At 59.3% G+C, this 18,542-nt stretch carries 13 protein-coding genes and 3 pseudogenes; 10 read left to right on the top strand and 6 right to left on the bottom strand.

Features of this window, described 5'->3' with window-relative positions:
* The 3 genes from EOA85_RS07235 to groL form a co-directional block, all read left to right on the top strand.
* On the top strand, nucleotides 1-768 hold a 768-nt coding region (locus EOA85_RS07235; RefSeq protein WP_206523255.1), incomplete at its 5' end, for an autotransporter-associated beta strand repeat-containing protein.
* A gap of 257 nt (nucleotides 769-1,025) precedes the next feature.
* A complete protein-coding gene (groES, locus tag EOA85_RS07230) occupies nucleotides 1,026-1,322 on the top strand; it encodes a co-chaperone GroES (protein ID WP_127208890.1) in 297 nt (98 codons plus the stop codon).
* A gap of 62 nt (nucleotides 1,323-1,384) precedes the next feature.
* On the top strand, nucleotides 1,385-3,016 hold the full coding sequence (gene groL / locus EOA85_RS07225; protein ID WP_127208889.1) for a chaperonin GroEL: 1,632 nt from the start codon (nucleotides 1,385-1,387) through the stop codon (nucleotides 3,014-3,016).
* Nucleotides 3,017-3,584: 568 nt separating this feature from the next.
* Here the strand turns inward: groL and EOA85_RS07220 are convergent.
* The 3 genes and pseudogenes from EOA85_RS07220 to EOA85_RS40075 form a co-directional block, all read right to left on the bottom strand.
* On the bottom strand, nucleotides 3,585-4,064 hold the full coding sequence (locus tag EOA85_RS07220) for a ProQ/FinO family protein (RefSeq protein ID WP_127208888.1): 480 nt from the start codon (nucleotides 4,062-4,064) through the stop codon (nucleotides 3,585-3,587).
* Between the two features lie 698 nt (nucleotides 4,065-4,762).
* Entirely contained in the window at nucleotides 4,763-4,954 is a 192-nt protein-coding gene (locus EOA85_RS38725; RefSeq protein ID WP_127208887.1) for a hypothetical protein, read from the bottom strand.
* Between the two features lie 1,161 nt (nucleotides 4,955-6,115).
* Nucleotides 6,116-6,223, bottom strand: a pseudogene (locus EOA85_RS40075) (Tn3 family transposase); the annotation flags it as partial.
* A 481-nt stretch (nucleotides 6,224-6,704) separates the two neighbouring features.
* Here EOA85_RS40075 and EOA85_RS07205 point away from each other — a divergent pair.
* The 7 genes and pseudogenes from EOA85_RS07205 (at nucleotide 6,705) to EOA85_RS07175 (ending at nucleotide 14,430) form a co-directional block, all read left to right on the top strand.
* Nucleotides 6,705-8,115 (top strand): annotated as a pseudogene (locus EOA85_RS07205) (trehalose-6-phosphate synthase).
* Between the two features lie 483 nt (nucleotides 8,116-8,598).
* Nucleotides 8,599-9,552, top strand: a complete 954-nt coding sequence (locus tag EOA85_RS07200) for a LysR family transcriptional regulator (protein WP_189522650.1) — start codon at nucleotides 8,599-8,601, stop codon at nucleotides 9,550-9,552.
* Nucleotides 9,553-9,849: 297 nt separating this feature from the next.
* Nucleotides 9,850-10,530 carry an AraC family transcriptional regulator gene (locus tag EOA85_RS07195; protein WP_127208885.1) on the top strand — a complete coding sequence of 227 codons (681 nt, stop codon included), beginning with the start codon at nucleotides 9,850-9,852 and terminating at the stop codon, nucleotides 10,528-10,530.
* 236 nt (nucleotides 10,531-10,766) lie between these two features.
* A complete protein-coding gene (locus EOA85_RS07190) occupies nucleotides 10,767-11,540 on the top strand; it encodes a hypothetical protein (protein ID WP_245485635.1) in 774 nt (257 codons plus the stop codon).
* Nucleotides 11,541-11,677: 137 nt separating this feature from the next.
* On the top strand, nucleotides 11,678-12,250 hold the full coding sequence (locus EOA85_RS07185; protein ID WP_127208883.1) for a glutamate acetyltransferase: 573 nt from the start codon (nucleotides 11,678-11,680) through the stop codon (nucleotides 12,248-12,250).
* Between the two features lie 118 nt (nucleotides 12,251-12,368).
* Nucleotides 12,369-13,067: a glycoside hydrolase domain-containing protein gene (locus EOA85_RS07180; protein ID WP_127208882.1), complete on the top strand. Its 699-nt coding sequence runs from the start codon at nucleotides 12,369-12,371 to the stop codon at nucleotides 13,065-13,067.
* Nucleotides 13,068-13,995: 928 nt separating this feature from the next.
* Nucleotides 13,996-14,430 (top strand): transposase, encoded by a 435-nt coding sequence (locus tag EOA85_RS07175; protein WP_127208881.1) that lies wholly within the window; start codon nucleotides 13,996-13,998, stop codon nucleotides 14,428-14,430.
* 298 nt (nucleotides 14,431-14,728) lie between these two features.
* Here the strand turns inward: EOA85_RS07175 and EOA85_RS07170 are convergent.
* The 3 genes and pseudogenes from EOA85_RS07170 to EOA85_RS37340 form a co-directional block, all read right to left on the bottom strand.
* A pseudogene (locus tag EOA85_RS07170) lies at nucleotides 14,729-14,944 on the bottom strand (transposase); the annotation flags it as partial.
* Nucleotides 14,945-15,014: 70 nt separating this feature from the next.
* A complete protein-coding gene (locus EOA85_RS07165) occupies nucleotides 15,015-15,647 on the bottom strand; it encodes a 4'-phosphopantetheinyl transferase superfamily protein (protein WP_127208880.1) in 633 nt (210 codons plus the stop codon).
* A gap of 210 nt (nucleotides 15,648-15,857) precedes the next feature.
* On the bottom strand, nucleotides 15,858-18,542 hold a 2,685-nt coding region (locus EOA85_RS37340), incomplete at its 5' end, for an amino acid adenylation domain-containing protein (RefSeq protein ID WP_164759530.1).

Genomic DNA, 18,542 nt, shown 5'->3' with positions numbered 1-18,542 from the left:
GCGAAGGGCCCCTCCGAAGGAGACGACCTCCCGGCTCCAAGCGGAATGAGTGAAAATCCGATCCTCCTCTATCTCTTCGACGCGTTCGCGGCCACGTTCCCCGACAGGAAGATCCCGCTGGCGCCGCAGTTCCTCGACTTCACCGGCACCAGCAAAGCAAGCCTTGGCACGATACGGAAAGCGATCACCCAGGATCGCGTCGCCGAGTTCAATGCCAATGAGGCACGCGCGTCTGCATTTAGTGCGCGACTTGCCGAGCCCAACAGCTATCTGGGAGGCCTTACCAAATCCGGCCCCGGTACCTTGCGGCTGACCGGCCACAGCACCTACAGGGGCGATACCGTGATCAATGACGGGCTATTGATAGTGGACGGCTCGATCACCTCGAAAGTCATCGTCAATAAGCCCGGCAGGTTGGGAGGCACGGGGACGGTCGGCGGTATTGAAGTCGGTGGCGGCGGTTGCGTGTCGCCCGGTAACGGGATCGGCACGCTGACGTCGAACGGGGACGTGACGTTCAAGAAGGGCAGTGCACTGTATATCGAGATTGGCCCAAACAAGAGCGATCGGCTCGCTGTCAACGGCGCGACAACCATATTGGGGGGCGTGGTTGTGGTGGTGCCAGCAGCTGGCGCCGACCCACACCAGCAATCAAAGGCGGACGTGGACCTGAGCTATCACATCGTCACCTCGACCGGCGGGGGCGGCAAGTTCGACGGCACGCAAGGATCTGTTTGCAGGCAGGATGATGTCGTACCTGCCGAATGAAATTTCGATCCATCTCGCAATGGCCGTGGCTTTACCGATGTCGTTCTACCGAGGCCGAAAGCTGCGGCTGCCGCGCGCCAAGCGCTCAGCCTCGGCAATGCGATCCGTGACACCCCTTCCGACATCTTTTTGCTTTCGCCCTGCCCTCGTCCGTCTTGACGAGTACCCGCTTACAGACTACCTCACTACCGCGTTAGCACTCGCCTGTGGCGAGTGCTAACAGAACCCTCAACATCCGCACCAGGGAAAATCCGAAAATGGAAAAGTCGAATTTCCGACCGCTGCATGACCGCGTGGTCGTACGCCGGGTTGAATCCGAATCCAAGACTGCCGGCGGGATCATCATCCCCGATACGGCGAAGGAAAAGCCGCAGGAAGGCGAGATCATCGCCGTTGGTTCCGGCGCCCGCGACGAAGCCGGCAAGCTCGTCCCGCTGGACGTCAAGGCCGGCGATCGCATCCTGTTCGGCAAGTGGTCGGGCACCGAAGTCAAGCTCAATGGCGAAGACCTTCTGATCATGAAGGAATCCGACATCATGGGCATCATCGGCTGAATATCGGCCTCACCATCACTTAAATCCTAGGGCTCAATTCAAGCCCCTGCCAGGAGCTAAAAATGGCTGCCAAAGACGTAAAATTTTCTCGCGATGCCCGTGAGCGCATGCTGCGCGGCGTCAACATCCTCGCCGACGCAGTGAAGGTCACGCTCGGCCCCAAGGGCCGCAACGTCGTCATCGACAAGTCGTTCGGCGCACCGCGCATCACCAAGGACGGCGTCACTGTCGCCAAGGAAATCGAGCTTGAGGACAAGTTCGAGAACATGGGCGCGCAGATGGTCCGCGAAGTTGCTTCGAAGACCAACGACATCGCCGGCGACGGCACCACGACCGCGACCGTTCTGGCGCAGTCGATCGTCCAGGAAGGCCACAAGGCGGTTGCCGCCGGCATGAACCCGATGGACCTGAAGCGCGGCATCGACCTCGCGGTGAGCGACGTCGTCGCGACGCTGATCAAGAACGCCAAGAAGATCAAGACCTCGGAAGAGGTTGCCCAGGTCGGCACCATCGCCGGCAATGGCGACGTTTCGGTCGGCTCGATGATCGCCGAAGCGATGCAGAAGGTCGGCAACGAGGGCGTCATCACGGTCGAGGAAGCCAAGACCGCCGAGACCGAACTCGAAGTCGTCGAAGGCATGCAGTTCGACCGCGGCTATCTCTCGCCCTACTTCGTCACCAACGCCGACAAGATGGTTGCGGATCTGGAAGACGCCTACATCCTTCTCCACGAGAAGAAGCTCTCCAATCTGCAGGCCATGCTGCCGATCCTCGAGGCTGTCGTGCAGACCTCGAAGCCGCTGGTCATCATCTCGGAAGACGTCGAAGGCGAGGCCCTGGCCACGCTGGTCGTCAACAAGCTGCGTGGCGGCCTGAAGATCGCCGCAGTCAAGGCGCCGGGCTTCGGTGATCGCCGCAAGGCCATGCTGGAAGACATCGCCATTCTCACCGGTGGCCAGGTCATTTCCGAAGACCTCGGCATCAAGCTCGAGAATGTTGGCCTCAACATGCTCGGCCGCGCCAAGAAGGTGTCGATCTCCAAGGAGAACACCACCATCGTCGACGGCGCCGGCAAGAAGGCCGAGATCCAGGGCCGCGTCGCCCAGATCAAGCAGCAGATCGAGGAGACCACCTCGGACTATGACAAGGAGAAGCTGCAGGAACGTCTCGCCAAGCTGGCGGGCGGCGTTGCCGTCATCCGCGTCGGCGGTGCGACCGAGATCGAAGTCAAGGAAAAGAAGGACCGCGTCGATGACGCCCTCAACGCGACCCGCGCGGCCGTCGAAGAAGGCATCGTTCCCGGCGGCGGCGTCGCACTCCTGCGCGCTTCGCTGAGCATCAAGGCTGTCGGCGCCAACTCCGACCAGACCGCTGGCATCGCCATCGTGCGTCGCGCGCTGCAGGCTCCGGCCCGTCAGATCGCGGCTAACGCCGGTGCGGAAGCATCAATCGTTGCCGGCAAGATCCTCGAGAACAACAGCGCGACCTTCGGTTACAACGCCCAGACCGGCGAATATGGCGACATGATCGCCATGGGTATCGTCGATCCGGTCAAGGTCGTGCGCACGGCACTCCAGGACGCGGCCTCAGTCGCCGGCCTGCTGGTCACCACCGAAGCCATGATCGCGGAGGCTCCGAAGAAGGAGTCGGCTGGCGGCATGGGCGGCGGCGGCATGGGTGGCATGGATTTCTAATCCAGCCCATCAGCCTTCAGATACGGAAAGGGCGGCACCAATGCCGCCCTTTTCTTTGAAGTCGGATCCGGCCGGAAATATTTGGCGCGAACGCCGGCCCTATGGCCGTCTGGGAAAGCGGGACAAGAGGGCAAAAGCGCGGGCCGGGGGGTGCGGAGGGCCGCTGCCGTCGTGGCTTATTCGAAAGCCGTTCAAGAGTATGTGGGAGCGGTGGCGAAAACCGTGTGATCGGCCTAGATAATATTCGCACCTCCCCCAAGTCGCCGAGAGCATGAGGCACCAGCGACCGCTTGTCGTCCAGATCCAAACAGCAGCGTGGGCTCGTGAAGCGGCCACAGTCAATCTGGGGCCGGCATCGACGTGACTGCCATCCCGAACGATAACGGTCGCAGCGGTGGCCAGAACGACCATCGGAATAGCGTCCGGCTTTCGCTCATCTCGAAGAAGGGATGACCGACCACTCCGTTTTTCGCGCACTCGCGGCAATTCGGATCGGCACAGGGCGTCGCCATGTGCTCCGACCCTCAGGGGCTGTTCCGGTCGGCACGAGCCCATCGGTCAGCGGCGATCAAGCCACCGGCCTTCGGAATGACCGGCGACGCTTCGTCTCAACGACTATGTCGGTCGGGCTGTCGGCCGTATTCTTCGCCTCGAACACGGCACGTCGCTTCGGTTTCGGGTTGGGTGGCGCTTGAGGCTCTACCCTTGGTTCCGGCGTTTGGTTGGACTCTTGCTTGTCCTTGCGGGCGCGAAGCAAAGCCTTGGCGGTCGCCGCGTCCGCATCCGAGACCACGCCGGCGGTCTTGCCATCGAGATCGACCCGTGCGGCACCGGCATCCAGTCTCGCCAAATATTTGGCCATCCTGGTATAGGCCAGCAGGGCTCTCCTCAATTCATCATCGGACAGTTCGCCGTCAAGCACGCGAATCTCATGATGAATGCCGATCTTGAGCGGCCTGGGCGCTTTTGGATTGAACGCCGCAGGCCACTTGGCCGATAGATGGCGGAAAAGCTGTGCAGGCGATTTCCCTTGGCTAGCGGTCGACATGATCAAGCCTCGCCCGATTTGTTTTCGTTTCAGATTCGGACCTTCCTAACACCGATATATGCAATGATTATGGAAATGGGCATTCGTCCCGCAGGGCAAAGCAGCGGGCGCCTCCCCATTCGGGCAGACGAAGTGCCTGGTGGACCGAGCAGGATCTGGTAACAATCGCGCCGAGCCGTCCCCGGTCGAGTTCATAGCCAAGACAGTAGCGGCAGTGGGTCTTGCCCCATGCCAGCCCCTTAACCCTTGGCAGCGTATCTGAAATGCCGGTAGCGAAAAGACAACTCGACGGCCTCCGCCGTCGGCGAGTAGGACGCCGAAAGCGTCGCGGCTCCCTCACCCGTTCGGCCGTTCGGTTCTACCAGGCGAGCGTCTCGTAGCGCGAAAGCTGCTCACGCAACCGTTCGCGATTTCGGCCGCATCGACGCCGTCCTGGGACAGCAACCATGCGGATGACAGGCAAAACGGTTCCGCCGCAGTCCGGCGTCGGGCGCGGAGCAACCTGTAGGGCGGCGGCCATTCCGGAATAGCTGCCGCCGATGAAGATGATGCGACCTTCAGCCTGGGCAGCTCAATTCGAGTGGTTGTGAGCGACACGATTCGGGCCCCATTCGATTGCACGACTCGGTTCATGCCGGGACGGGCTGTATACTGAGGGTGTTTGCGCACATGTTCATGGTGGCCACCAAGAGATCGCCTCAGAAGCGGCGCCCATTCGGAAACATTAGCACCCCCGCGTCTTGTCGCGGCTGCTTGAGCTCTTCGACGGCAACCGCCTCAATTAGCAGATCCAAGGCTTCGCGCCCCCTCCGACTCATCGGGTCATCGCCACGCAGGTAATGATACGCTCGATCTAAATGCACTCGCGCGGCGGAAAAATAGCTAGTCATATGACCCTCTTAGTTACCGCCCGCATTAGCCGTCTACGAGGTGATGGTCGCGCAATCGTCAATATCCACAGGCGGATTTGATTTAAATCGCGAATGATCCGGGAGAAACCAAAACGCCGGCTTCTTGCCGCCGAATAGAAGCTGAGATATCCCCGCAGTTAACGGCTCGTTAATCGTGCGGGCGTAGCCAAGAAGCGTCACAGCACCTGCCCAATCACGAATGTGACCTTAAAGACCCGGCACCCAGATTGTGCCGAGTCTTTTTGTCGCTAGGGTAGCCTGATCCAATTCAGCGGGTCAGCAAAAATGCCCAGTGCGGGAATCAGGAACCTTAAGCCGGTCACCGACTTCATAAAGCCGACAGGAGCTTGCCGGCGCGCGAGCGCCAGGGAAGGCCGGTTAAAGAGCCGGCCCGCTTGCAGGAATCGAACTCATGGATGACTGAGGCCTCGGCATCCTCGATGCTCATTGCTTGGCAGGACGCCATTATGGCGTTTCTGCGTTCTGTCTTATTGCTGTGACGTTTGCCGCACAGGATGGACGTTGACGACATTCTTTCCGGCGTGAGTGAGGCGATGCTAGCAGGGTAGAGTGACAGTCCTACGCCGCGTGCGCGGCAGGGAGGGCAGGAGGCGATAGCAAAGGCTGAAACTCGGTAAGACAGCGCAGACCGTCGATCCGGCGTCCGGGAGGCTCGGCCGGCTGAAGGAGGACGATGGCAATGATGCGGTCAAGGGATGGATGGCATGATCCACGCCGGGCACCTGTGCGGATCACCTCGCAAAAGTGGCGGGCGGCACTTGGAATCGAGCCGCCATTGCGAGACTTTCGCGGCCATGGCGGCTTCGCTGTCTGCTGTCCGCAGGGCCAAGCGCGCATCAGATGAGGGCCAGCGGCGGGTGCACGCGAACCGCGGGGATGACGAACACGACCTTCGCTGGCTAGGACAGCGGCGCGAACGCAATATTGGAGGCTCTACGCCGCTCGATCTGGCGGAGGCGCGGCGGTCGATGCGGCCGGCAGAACCCGCGCTACCGAGAGGCGCTGCCATCTCGATATACGAGCTGTTGACTTGCAGAACACTGCAGTATTTGCGAACGCATCGCGACATGCCCCCGACCCTGTGACCCGCTTCCGCGCGAGGCGCTGTTCTTGACGGGCTCGAAGAGCTTTGGCCAGTTGGCTTTCCTTCGGTGATGCCGAGAGCTTCTTCAGGATCGTCGAGGGCACAACGGCACGGGTGTTGATCGATGCCGTCAGATGAAGCAGTCGATTTGCAGCTTGCGCAGGAAGGCAATCCGTTCGGTCAGCCCGACCAAGTTTGACGCACCAGGCGCCGATCGCAGTCAATGAAAGCGTGTCTGGCCAATGGGAGGGTCGCGGCGTTGAGTTTCGGCTTTGACCGACATCCAACCCACGCCTACCGCTACAAGAGCGCGGGCGAATTCGTAGACGTGGTGACAAAGCTCTGGGACAGTTGGTAGGATGATGCGCTCATCGCGAACCCGGAGGCGCCGGTCTGCCACACTAGTGGTCGTAGGGAATCGGCCCACGCTCTCAGTTAAATCAGGAGAAAAATGATCGAAAAACCGAAGCTTTCGGAGCTCAGTTCCTGCCCCGCTTAGTACTATTTGTGTGCGCTATTCTGCCATACGCCTAATGAGATTGTCCCACCTGGTGACCGTCCCTAACTTGGCTGTGATCAAAGCCAAAAAGCTGGCAGGCAACAGGAGTGATCATGAAGAACATTATGAGTGTCGGTGGGGACGGTGGAGATCGTAGACTGGTCATCGTGTCAAACAGGGTTGCGCTGCCCGACGAGCACGGGTCACTGCCCCCGGGCGGAATGGCCATTGCGCTGAACGCCGCGCTCAAGCAACGAGGCGGCCTTTGGATGGGCTGGTCGGGGAAGGTGAAAGCCGAGAAGAAACAGGCGTCACCGACGATGCAGGAGGCCAACGGCATCACCTATGCCCTTGCCGATCTCTCGGAGAAGGATCTGGACGAATATTACTACGGCTTCGCCAACAGGGTTCTTTGGCCGGTCTTCCACTGCCGTGTCGACCTCGCCGAATACAACGACGCGAGAAAGTCAGGATACTACCGCGTCAACCGACTCTTCGCAGAGTCTTTGATGCCGCTCCACCGCGAGGACGACGTCATATGGGTGCAAGATTATCACCTGATCCCTCTAGGGAAAGAACTGCGCGAGCGCGGCTGCCGCAACCGGATCGGCTTTTTCCTGCACATACCATGGCCGCCGGCGGACATCCTCGCCACCGTGCCGCTCTGCGAAGAATTACTGGAAGCGCTTTCGTTCTATGACCTTGTCGGCTTTCAAACCGACGACGATCTAACAACTTCGCCGAATGTCTAAGCCGCCGAAACCTAGGGCGTCTCATGAAAGACGGTAGCTGCCTAGTCAAAGGGCGACAGTTTCTCTGCGGGGTTTTTCCAATCGGTATCGACACGGCCAAGTTCGAGAGCCTCGCAAAGCTAGCGACGCGCGACGGGGATCTGCAGGAAGTTTACAAGAAGACTGCTGGCTGTGACGTCGCCATTGGTGTCGACCGATTGGATTATTCCAAGGGCATCGATCAGCGCATCGTGGCGTTTCGCCATTTCCTTGATCGTAACAGTCATCGCGTCCGCAAGACGCTACTGCTGCAGATTACCCCGAAATCCCGCGGGGAAATACCGGCCTATCTAGCGCTGCAAAAGCACATCGCCGAACTGGTGGGAAGTGTCAATGGGGAACTTGGAACCATCGATTGGGTACCAGTACACTACACCAATCGTTCCCATGGCCCGCTGGAACTGGCCGGCCTCTACCGAATGGCACGCGTTGGTCTAGTGACGCCGCTCCGCGACGGCATGAACCTGGTGGCGAAGGAATACGTGGCTGCGCAAGACCCAAGCAATCCGGGCTCCTCGTGCTCTCGCAATTTGCCGGCGCCGCTGGCCAGTTGGAGGGAGCGGTGCTCGTCAATCCCTATGACCCAGAGGCTGTGGCGGCCTCCACGGAAAAGGCATTTCGCATGTCACCAGAGGAACGGAAAGACCGTTGGAGCGCAATGAAGAACAGTCTCAAAGGCCACGATGTCTATCGATGGTGCGGCGGCTTTCTCGCCAAACTCGAGGCGGCGGACTTGCCAGTATGAGGCTGATCGCGACCAAGTGAATCAGGGCAGCATTCCGGCCTCGCCGCGGCGAGGCTTGGTTAATGTGCTATGGTAAGCCCGATGGCGATGACCGCCGACCAACTACAGTTGGATTGTAGCCGATTGTGCTGGCAAGCGAAGAACTCGCGGCTGCGCCCACTCGTCAAACTAGTTGAGCCGATCCGCAATAAGGGCTCTGGTCGCCGGGTCCGTCGGTGTCGAGCATTCGACTGTCATCGCTTCGCTGATCGAGAGCCCGTGTATGAATATGTCGACCAACCCGGTTGGCGACATCGTTGATGTGCTAAGCAGCATCGACCTACACCGCACGCCAGATCTCAAGACGTTAGCTTGAGCACATTCCATATTAAAACAAGAGGAAAAGACATGGGTGAGCTCTCTTGCCGTCGGCCGATTTCTTCAAAGACGCGTGAGCGGCCACGACTGGTTGTCGAGGGCGCTCGCGCCGCACGGCAACAGAAAATGCTGGCCTCCATTGACCTAAACTTACTGTTGTCTCTTGAGGCGCTGCTGGAGCACCGCAACGGCACGCATGCGGCTCGGCACGTGCGCTTGAGCCAACCGTCGATGAGCCGAGCGTTGACACGGCTGCGTGGCATTTTCAATGACGATCTTTTGGTTCGCGGCTCGAGCGGCTTGGTCCCGACGCCGCAGGCCGAACGGTTGGCCCAAATGCTGCCGCCGGTGTTGGATGCGCTCCGCGGGATGGTGAACCGCCAGGGGGAAAGGCGATCAAAGACAATAATGGCGATACCCGACCATCAAGCCCTGATCTTGCTGCCGCCTCTCCTACCCCTGCTGCGCGAGCACGCGCCTAATCTCGACATCGTAACCGGCTCGTTTCTAACAGGCGCGCTCCGGCGGCTTGAGCAAGGCGAGATCGATCTGGCCGTTGGGCAGACCGGTGGCACTCCACCGGGCTTCTTTCGGCGCAGGCTCTATACTGACCGCTTCGCCTGCCTGCTACGTTGCGACCACCCAGCCCTGGCCCAGGAATGGACGATCGAGACCTTCGCTGCCCTGCGCCACGCTGCCATTGGCTCGGATTCGAAGGATGGCTTCGGCCGGGTACATGATGATCTGGCCAATTTACACCTCCAAGATTGCGATCCGGTGCTGGTGTCCAATCTCCTGACGACTGCTGTGGCCGTCGCGGCGACCGATCTGGTGCTGATTGTACCACACCGCGTCGCGACACGGATCGCCGCCTTGCTCCCCCTAGCGATTCTCGATCCGCCGGTGGAACTGTCGCCTTACGAGGTTGGGCTGATTTGGCACGAGCGCTGCCATCGCGACCCAGAGCATCACTGGTTGCGCCACAAGATTGCCGCCGCAGCGGCGGCGGGAACAGAGTTGGCGCATCCATCGACAATGAGAGGGCAAACGGCTGATGCTTCGCCAAGGGAAGAAGCGTGATGCGATCGAAGTCTGGCACTATCTTCAGGACCGAGCCAGTTCATTACCCCCTCGTCCGTCGGGACGCGATGCTGGTTCCGCTGCCAACTCAGTGAAACCGACGCGCGCCGACGTTGAGCGAGCATCTGCTGTGAAGAAGGTATTCACACTTCCACCCAACTACACAAACCAAGACCCACCTTCTTCGACCGCCGTTCGGCCGCGTCAAGGCCTTCGCAGGCCATGTTCTCAGGGTGTTACCGAGGTGCATGCATCGATTCTGGCCGCGTATCTTGGCCCGGACCCTTTGGCAGGTAAGTGTTTGGCACAATTGCGAGTTCTCGGATCTTCGGCAATCTGCCCAACGAAGTGCGGCAGATCGATATTCTTGAGCACCGTTTGTTGCGGCCGGGGCGCTGCGCGCAAATCGTCATCATCGATTGCCGCGAATGGGAGCAACATGGGTACGGTCATGCGAAGCTCTCTTCCGAACTGGTGCAACTAGCCCTGGTTTCCGAAGACAGGCTGGACCGAGAGGCGGTTTTCTCCGACGGGTATTCCGATTACCTGTTGTGGCCACTGATCGAGCAGGAAGTTGTGAGCAGAGTGACTGCCTGCGTCGCTCAGATCGCGCGGCGTTCTGCACCGCTATTCTTCTCAGCCGACCCCCTCGTTCAGAAGGCTTGCGCTCTGCTGGCACAGCGAGTCGATCAGCAGATCGCCCTCGGCGAACTGGCGCGCATAGCCGGGACCAACAAGACAACGCTGGTCAACCGCTTCGAGGCTGCCTTTGGCTGCGGGCCTATGACCTGGTTCCGGCACTATCGGATGATGGAGGCTGCCGCCCGCTTGCGAAGCGGGCATGAAAGCGTGGCCGAGGTCGCTGAATCCTTAGGCTACGAAAACAGCAACAATTTCTCCACGGCCTTCAAGGCGATCCATGGGCTCTCGCCGCTCCGCTATCGCAAAATGGCGGCGCGCAGAGAAAGGTCTGCCTGACGCAAAGGTGGGGATCGGAAAAAAACTAGTATACAGCCAGTGAAGACACGCAAAGATCACCTGATGCTCAAGCGTTTACGCACTCCAGGCACTTTGCGGCTTTTACAGCAACGCTCAGAAAAGGAAGATAAGCATGTTGAACGCGGTCGCAGCGCATTTTTCAAGGGCATGAACAGAGATGTTCGGACAAGAACTATGAGGCGGCGAGCGCGTTTTTCGGCGCCAAGTCGCTGGTTTTGGCCCAGCCAGGTGCTGCGCGCCCCAGTGACGACACGATCGCCAACGATCAAGGAACAGTACAGTTTCACCTCATTGGTCAGAAGACCGATGACCCGGCGTACAGCGGCATCATGAAACAAAATCAGGACAACCTTCTGGCTATAGGAGGACTCATTCACGACTACATGCATACCCATTATCCTAACGTTGATGCGAAAAAACTTGACATCAACACCTGGACGAACGTTGTGGCCAACATTCCCGATCTTTCGATGGGAGGGCAAAAACAGAAAGGTTACTCAAACAAGTTTGCTGGCACCTCCGTTTCAGCCACGTTCCTCTCCTTGATCGCGAAGGCGATCGTCACTGACGGGGCGTCTCTGCTAAGGGATTTCCAGTCCTTCCTCACTGAGATGGGCAACCTGACCTTCAGCGCCAACAGCAAGTCGCAGCAGTACAAGGCTCTGACATGCACCTACCAAAGCTACCTTCTCGATAACGGGGCAGGCGGATATTACGACTACGGAGCAATTGTTCTACGACAAATCGAGTTCAATGAGTACTTCCTTGATCTAAAATCTTCTTGCTCGTCGACACAATACGTCAACGTCGACATAAGCTATAACGAGGTTACCAACATCGTTCAGACTCGCCGGATCCGCAAAGGCGGCCCCGATTACAAAAACTTCCAGGAGATCGTGAATAAGAACGCCACCGAGCAGTTTACGAATGCCAAGAACTTCTTTAACGGCGGCTCGACCCCGCAACAAGACATCACGCCCCAGGTCTGATCCTCATGATTGGTCTCGAAAGCAGCAGCGCACCAACCGACGGTGTCAATTCGAAGGAACCTCGCCAGCGTCATAGATCAGGTCCGGCTGCCCGCGGTGCCGACGAACTCCGGCCCCGCTTTTATAAGAAAGCAACTATGAACCCCATCGCAGAAACAACTGCGGGCCTCTTCCTGGTAATCGGCGCACAGAGCAGCGGCCCCCTCGAAGCGGAGAGGATTTGCTCAGCCTTGATCCAGAAACTGTCCGAAGGCTCAATTCTGAACTTGGATCCTAGTACGTGGCAGAATGCCATGCAAATGGTGCCGAACCAGGTAGAGGCCGCCACGGCTTCGAAGACCCAGAACCGCACGATGGCCGTTGCGGATTTGCCAAGTACCCTTGCGTCAATTTGCGCCGATGCTGCCGACGGCGACAAAGCGGGCGTCGATTTGGCGAAGCCCATCAGTGTCTATCTGAGCAGATACGGCGACCCGACTGCATTCAATTGCTTCATGCTGGATCAATCCGACTCCGCGAAAATCCATTTATCTTTAACCTGCCTTGCCGCTTTCGATGGTGGAAGCCCTGGCAGTTTCGCCGTCACCTCAACATTGCTAAAGGCGTGCCTGAATCTGTCAAACAAGGATACGCAGTCCACTATCGCGCAGGTTTTCGGCCGCTTCGGCCCGCCGAGCGACTCACCTTACTACCTGCGCGTCTTGCCCTGATCCGTATGCCGGATTCCACATTCAGCCAGAAGGAGCAGCACGCTCGTTGAATATGTGAATAGCGCACATTCCGTCGGCGAAAGCGAAGTCGGTGGTGCGCCTTGTAGCGGGAAAGCCCATGCCCTATTGTGAAGACTTCGCGAAGGCGGACGGATGGTCCGCAGCGGATGTCAGCGTCCGTTTCAACAATAAGGCGGGCCGGAAATTTCTCACTTTCTTGCGAAGATCGGCGGTGACCACGGTCATTCGGTATTACGCGAGATCCGCGAGGCCAAAAACCATCATACCGGAGGAGGCGAAACTGCTATCTAGGCAGGGTTTCGGAATTCTACCGATTTTCCAGGACAGCAGCCGCCATATTTCCAATTTCTCGAGCTCGATCGGCACTGCAAATGCAAAGAGTGCTATGGGGTTCGCAAAGCGCGTCGGCCAGCCGAAAGATAGAGGCAGTACGATTTTTTTCGCCGTCGATTTGGACTATCCAGCTACGCAGATCGATGGCCCCATCCTCGCCTACTTCCACGCGATTAAAGAGGAGATCAACGGCACTTTCGTCATCGGCGCGTATGGTAGCGGTGCCGTGCTCTCAAAATTGTTAGCGGAGGGACTGATCACGGTTCCATGGATATCTATGTCGCGACTGTTTCTTGGAACCGAGCAGTTCTTCTATTCCAACCGATGGTCGATGCGGCAGGTACCTCCAGAGGTTGCCCATGGCCCCTCTGGGGTGGGCTATGATCGCAATATCGTTCGGGTTCCTCGGAGGGAGATCGGGGCCTTCCAAGTTGATGAGTCGGGCAAAGGCTCGCTGGCCTAGGATGGCGAGGGACGCCGGCTCGTAGACGCGGCAAGCTGAAAACGTTGTCGCATTTATGTTCGTAGAGGTCTCCGACGTCAACAGCTAGTGTAAAGTTGTCGCGGTATCTCGTAAATCGTCTCTCCACGCGCTCGCCCGCTAGATCGAGCGGCGCGGCCGCCATCATCATCCCCGGAAGTACCTGCAGCGCCGTCGACCGACGCCCAACCGGCGGCCGAGATTGGGCACCAGTACCACGCCGGTTATGAGACCGAGGCCGTCCGCCGCTGGAGCTGAAAAATCTCGCGGCTCTCCCGGTAGTACCCCGCGCAGCGAGCAGGTTGGCGGGTTTGCCGTTTTTCGGCCTTTCGGGTCAGGGTAGGTTCCATAGACAATTCGCCTTGTTGGACATCGTGTTGTCATATCGAGCGGCATCGTCGCACGCTCGTCAACTAAAGACAGCTAAAGGCTTGTGGTCGTGGCCGTCCCATGCAGGACGGTGATCTGGAGGGGATGAGAATGCCTGAAACGATGCTCACGGCGCTTTCCAACATTCGGACCGTTGAGGAAATGATCGTGGCCTTCCGGGATGAAGTGCATTGCCGGCCACTACAAAACCATGGTGTGGCCAGAAGATCAGAACCCGTCCGGCCTGTGGTTACAAGCGTTCGATCGCGCTTGCCGGCCGCGATACGTACAGGCAAGCGGCTTGCGCGACCGGGTCTTTATCAATGCTCCAATGGCGCTTGCCGGTTCCAGTTCACGAGACGACCATACCCAAGTGCATTCGACCAAGCTGCCCTTGCGTGCTTGGCTGAAGCCATGTGGCTAATGCTCCAGTCGGACAAGGGCTTGTACTCGGTCCGGCTCGCCGAGATCCTTGGCGTGAGCCAACCGACGGCCTGGCGCATGGGTCACGCCCCGCGGCTGATGACGGCGCGGGAAAAACATGCTCGACGGCACGGTCGAGATCGACCATTTCCACCTCGGGGGAAGTCCCGAAAGCGGCCGGATGACCACCTCCGGGACGGGGCCGGAAAGGTCAGGCGAATACGGAGAAAGCGCCGGTCATGGCGATGGTGCAGCGGCCGACGTCACGCCCGGCGCTCCGGCCGGTGACGCACGTGCCGCGGTCGTGACCGGTCTTTCGTTGCGTGCTGCCGAACGTGCGATTGAAATACAGATCGAAACCCACTCGCATTTGATGAGTGATGAGGCGAAGGCATTCATGGCTATCGGCGAGAGTTTTGCCAAACATGAGACCGTGAAGCATTCCAGCCACGAATATGTTCGCGACACGGTCCACGTTCGGTGGAGGGTTTCAATTCCCGCGTCAGGCGGACGATCGCCGGCGTCTTTCACCATATCAGCCGCAACATGCTGACCTGTATTTCCTTCCGCTGGTCTCATCGCGTCGTGTCTGGAAGCGCCGTTCGGAAAACTCGGCACGGCCAGGAAATCATCCGAACCCTCTGGTCACGGGTGTCTTTCGCGCCGCCACGGGACGTCAGGTGCGCCGAAGCCCCGATGGCGGCATCACCATCAAATCGGTTCTTTGGTTGATAAAGGCCGCGTGTCTGCGGGAACAGTTCGTGTTCCGGCTCCCTGTACTCGCGGGCTGCCAAAGGACTCTGCGAGCCAAGTTGGCTCGTTGCCCGCAGGCAGTTGGCTTCTGGCGCGGCATCCTTCAACGCGGCATTGGCGAGCATGGCGTCGGCCAGAAGCCGCTTCAGCCGCGTGTTCTCGTCCTCCAGAGCCTTCAGTCGCCGAGCCTCGGCGACATCCATTCCGCCGAAGCGGCCCTTCCAATTGTAATCGAGGCGTCGCTGACCCCGTGCTTGCGGCACAGATCGCGAACCGACACCCCGTCCTCATGTTCCTTCAAAAATTCGGATGATCTGCTCTTCAGAAAAGCGGCTACGTTCATGTCCTGGTCCTCTCGATGGGCCAGAACGAACGTCAACCGGATTAGATCAGCGGGGCAAGGTCACCGCATGTCGGCCATGAATACGCCAACCCGATTATATTGTTGGAAATAAGTAACTCGAGCGAAAACGTGCAATTTGCCTTCGCAACGTACCCTAATCGCGCAGAGATATCAATTTCCACGTCCTGGAACTCAAGAAAGTCATCGTATAGTGGAAAATAGGCTTTATATACAGCCTCCTTCAAAACAAAGAGGTCCCGCCGCTTGAGCAGATGTAGATCGTACATGCGTTGCTCGTTAGGGGTTGCAATCAATTCGATCAGGTTCTCCGGCAGAGGTTCATTAGGCTCAATGTCGATGCCGAGAGCCGCAATCCTTTTCGTCCCTGCAATGGCGGCGGCTGCTACGGTATCGTGGTGCGCCAAAGATCCGACGACGCCGGGTGGCCAGATCGGAACACCAGAGCGCGTCTTCAGGATCGGCAGTGGTGGGAATGCCAGTTGCCCAAGGAGTGTTCTGGCGACTACTCTTGCAGCACCGCTTTGGCGGAGAACTTTGGTAACAGAGCGTCCCAACGAGGTAACTTCGGAATCGTACAAGGTGGATTCGTCGCCCGGTTCTATTGGACGGATGCCGACGAGGATGTTTTGTTGATCAATGGTGATAGTCTCCATTCTATCTGGTCCCTTTGACTTTTCGGATGAGAAGCTCAGCCAATGCAGCTTGGCCTTGAAATTGCCCGACTCGGTCGTCGATCAGCAGCGGCGGCAGACCACATATGCTTCCCATCTTTGGATCACCGAGCCAGAACTCTCCGACATTTGGCGATTGTCGCGATCCCAGACTGAACCTCGTCTGGGTGCCAGAACCTTCGGTGCAGTTCGCTAGGAATCTTTTTCAAGAACCCCGGTTAAAGGTGTAGAAATAGCTCGGGCCAGAGCCTTGCGGTTTTCCATAACACTCATCATCGTCACGTGGTCGCCTACAATCGGTACGGCAGTAATAGCCTCCGGACTCAAGACCCGGTCCCAGCCGCGCATAGGCGAACGAGCCTCTTGGCCTGTTGAGGCTTTATCAGGTGGTATCCGACGGCTGATGAGAGGCTCCATGGCATAAAACTGATATATCTCGATTGGCAGGGACGGAACTTGATACGACTGCAATGCCCTATGAAATTGGGCGGTTCTTTCCGACATCAGAATGTCATCGTGGAGATCACGATCCGGAGGTATCGCCCCAATTCTCTTTGCCTTTTCAATCAGCTGAGCAATTGAACATTGTCCAGCAAAGCGTTTCAAAACTTCGAAGGTTTCATCATTCAACGATTCGAAACGCTCCAACACCATGTTTCGGACGATCAGAGAGGGGGACATGCTCGATCGATTCGCAAATAACGTAACATCGATGAACGCCATGAAGGACACGGTATCATCCAGGGCCAGTAAGCGCTGGGCTATGGCGTAGGCGAGGATGCCGCCCGACGAGTATCCTGCGAAGCGGTATGGACCGTGGGGCTGAATTTCTTTGATTGCCAAGATGACCGTGTCAGCAATCGCTTCAAGGGTCAGTGGACGAGCTTCATCGAAAGACGGCCATGGCAAAGCAAAGACGGGACAGTCTACATTCATTTCCTTAACCAAACTGACGACATAGGAACAATCGCCGAAACCTGTGGGAACAAAGAACAGCGGTGGCTGCGATCCGGTTGCTTGAACGGAAATCACTCCCGCACTGCTGGGCTGTGGTTCCAAGCCAACCTTCGATGCAAGGTCCTTCAGAACTGGGGCCTGGAAGGCATCGGCAGCGCTAAAATTCAGTCCAAGATCTGATGCTCGGCTGAGTAGCTGCACCGCCAGCAGCGAGTGGCCGCCCAGTTCGAAGAAGTGGTCGTGGCGCCCGACCCGCTCGACCCCGAGAAGCTCCGCCCAGATCTGCGCCAGCGCCGTCTCGACCGCGCCGCGCGGCGCCTCATAGCTGCGGCGCGCATAGGCGTCGTCGGCCGGCGCCGGCAGTGCCTTGCGGTCGAGCTTGCCGTTCGGCGTCAAGGGCAGCGCCGCAAGCCGCACGAACGCCGACGGCACCATGTAGTCCGGCAGCCGCGCACCCAGATGCGCGCGCAAGGCGCCGGCAAGCCCGCCTCCATCGTCGTCGTCCGAGCCGGCCTCGGGCGCGCACACCACATAGGCGACAAGATGCTTGTCGCCGGCGCGGTCCTGGCGCGCCACCACCACCGCCTCGCGCAGCCAGGCATGCTCGCAAAGCCGCGCCGCGATCTCGCCCGGCTCGATGCGGAAGCCGCGGATCTTCACCTGCTCGTCGTTGCGGCCCAAAAACTCCAGATTGCCGTCCGGCAGATAGCGCGCCAGATCGCCAGTCCGGTACAGCCGATCGCCGTCCACAAAGGGGCTGGCGATGAACCGCTCAGCCGTCAGCTCAGGGCGGTTCAGGTAGCCCCGCGCAACGCCTGCCCCGCCAATGCAAAGCTCGCCCACCGCCCCGAACGGCACCGGCCCACCATGCCCGTCCAGAAGATACACCCGCGTGTTCGCAATCGGGCGCCCGATCGTCTCGACGACAGCCTCTCCCCTCGGCATGCAAATCCAGGTCGAGTACGTCGTCGTCTCGGAAGGAGCGTACAGATTACAGATCTTCTCAACGCCGCTGCTCTCGAAGACCCTCTCGATCAGATCTGCCTTCAGCCGCTCCCCGGCCAAGTTGATAACGCTTGTCGAAGCCGGCACCGCTTTCTGGTCGACCAGAGCGGCGATCGCCGAGGGGACCGTGTTGATCAAGGAGACATCCAAGGGCGTCTGCGCCAGCGCCAGCGCATCCTCGACAAGATACAGCGTGCTTCCTTGCGACAGCGGAACGAAGCACTCATAGACGGACAGATCAAAACTGATCGAGGTAGAAAACAGCGTGCGGCTGATCTCGGAGTCCGCAAACACGCCGCTGCTCCAATGCAGCAGATTGACGGTGCTGGCATGCTCGACCATGACGCCCTTTGGGGTTCCGGTTGATCCGGAGGTGTAGATGACATAGGCGAGATGGCGCGCGGTCAGGCCGAGCGCGCGCGGGTCGGGATCGCAGGCGGGCAGCTCGGCCCAGGCCGGGGTGACCGTCTCCAGATCGACCACACTGACATCGGCCAGCGCCTCGGCGCCGAGCGCGGCGCGGCCGGCCGCGTCGCAAAGCAGCAGCCGCGGCGCGGCATCGTCGACAACCTGCCGCAGCCGCGCGCAGGGATAGGCCGGGTCCAGCGGCAGATAGGCGCCGCCGGCCTTGAGGATCGCCAAAAGCCCGACCACCATCGCCGGGCTGCGCTCCAGGCAGATCGCCACCGGCTGATCCGGCCTGACCCCGAGCCCGATCAGATGATGCGCCAGCCGGTTGGCCCGCGCATTGAGCTCGCCATAGCTCAACCGCTCGTCCTCGAAGACCAGCGCCACCGCCTCCGGCGCCTTTTGCACCTGCTGCTCGAACAGTTCATGGATGCACCGCTCCGACGGATAGGCCGCCGCCGTCCGGTTCAGCTCCTCCAGCAGATACGCACGCTCCGCAGCCGGCAG

The sequence above is a fragment of the Mesorhizobium sp. M5C.F.Ca.IN.020.29.1.1 genome (genome assembly GCF_003997375.1).
Lineage (GTDB): Bacteria > Pseudomonadota > Alphaproteobacteria > Rhizobiales > Rhizobiaceae > Mesorhizobium > Mesorhizobium wenxiniae.
Note: the sequence above shows the minus strand (reverse complement) of the source record. Positions and strands in the feature narration are given on the sequence as shown.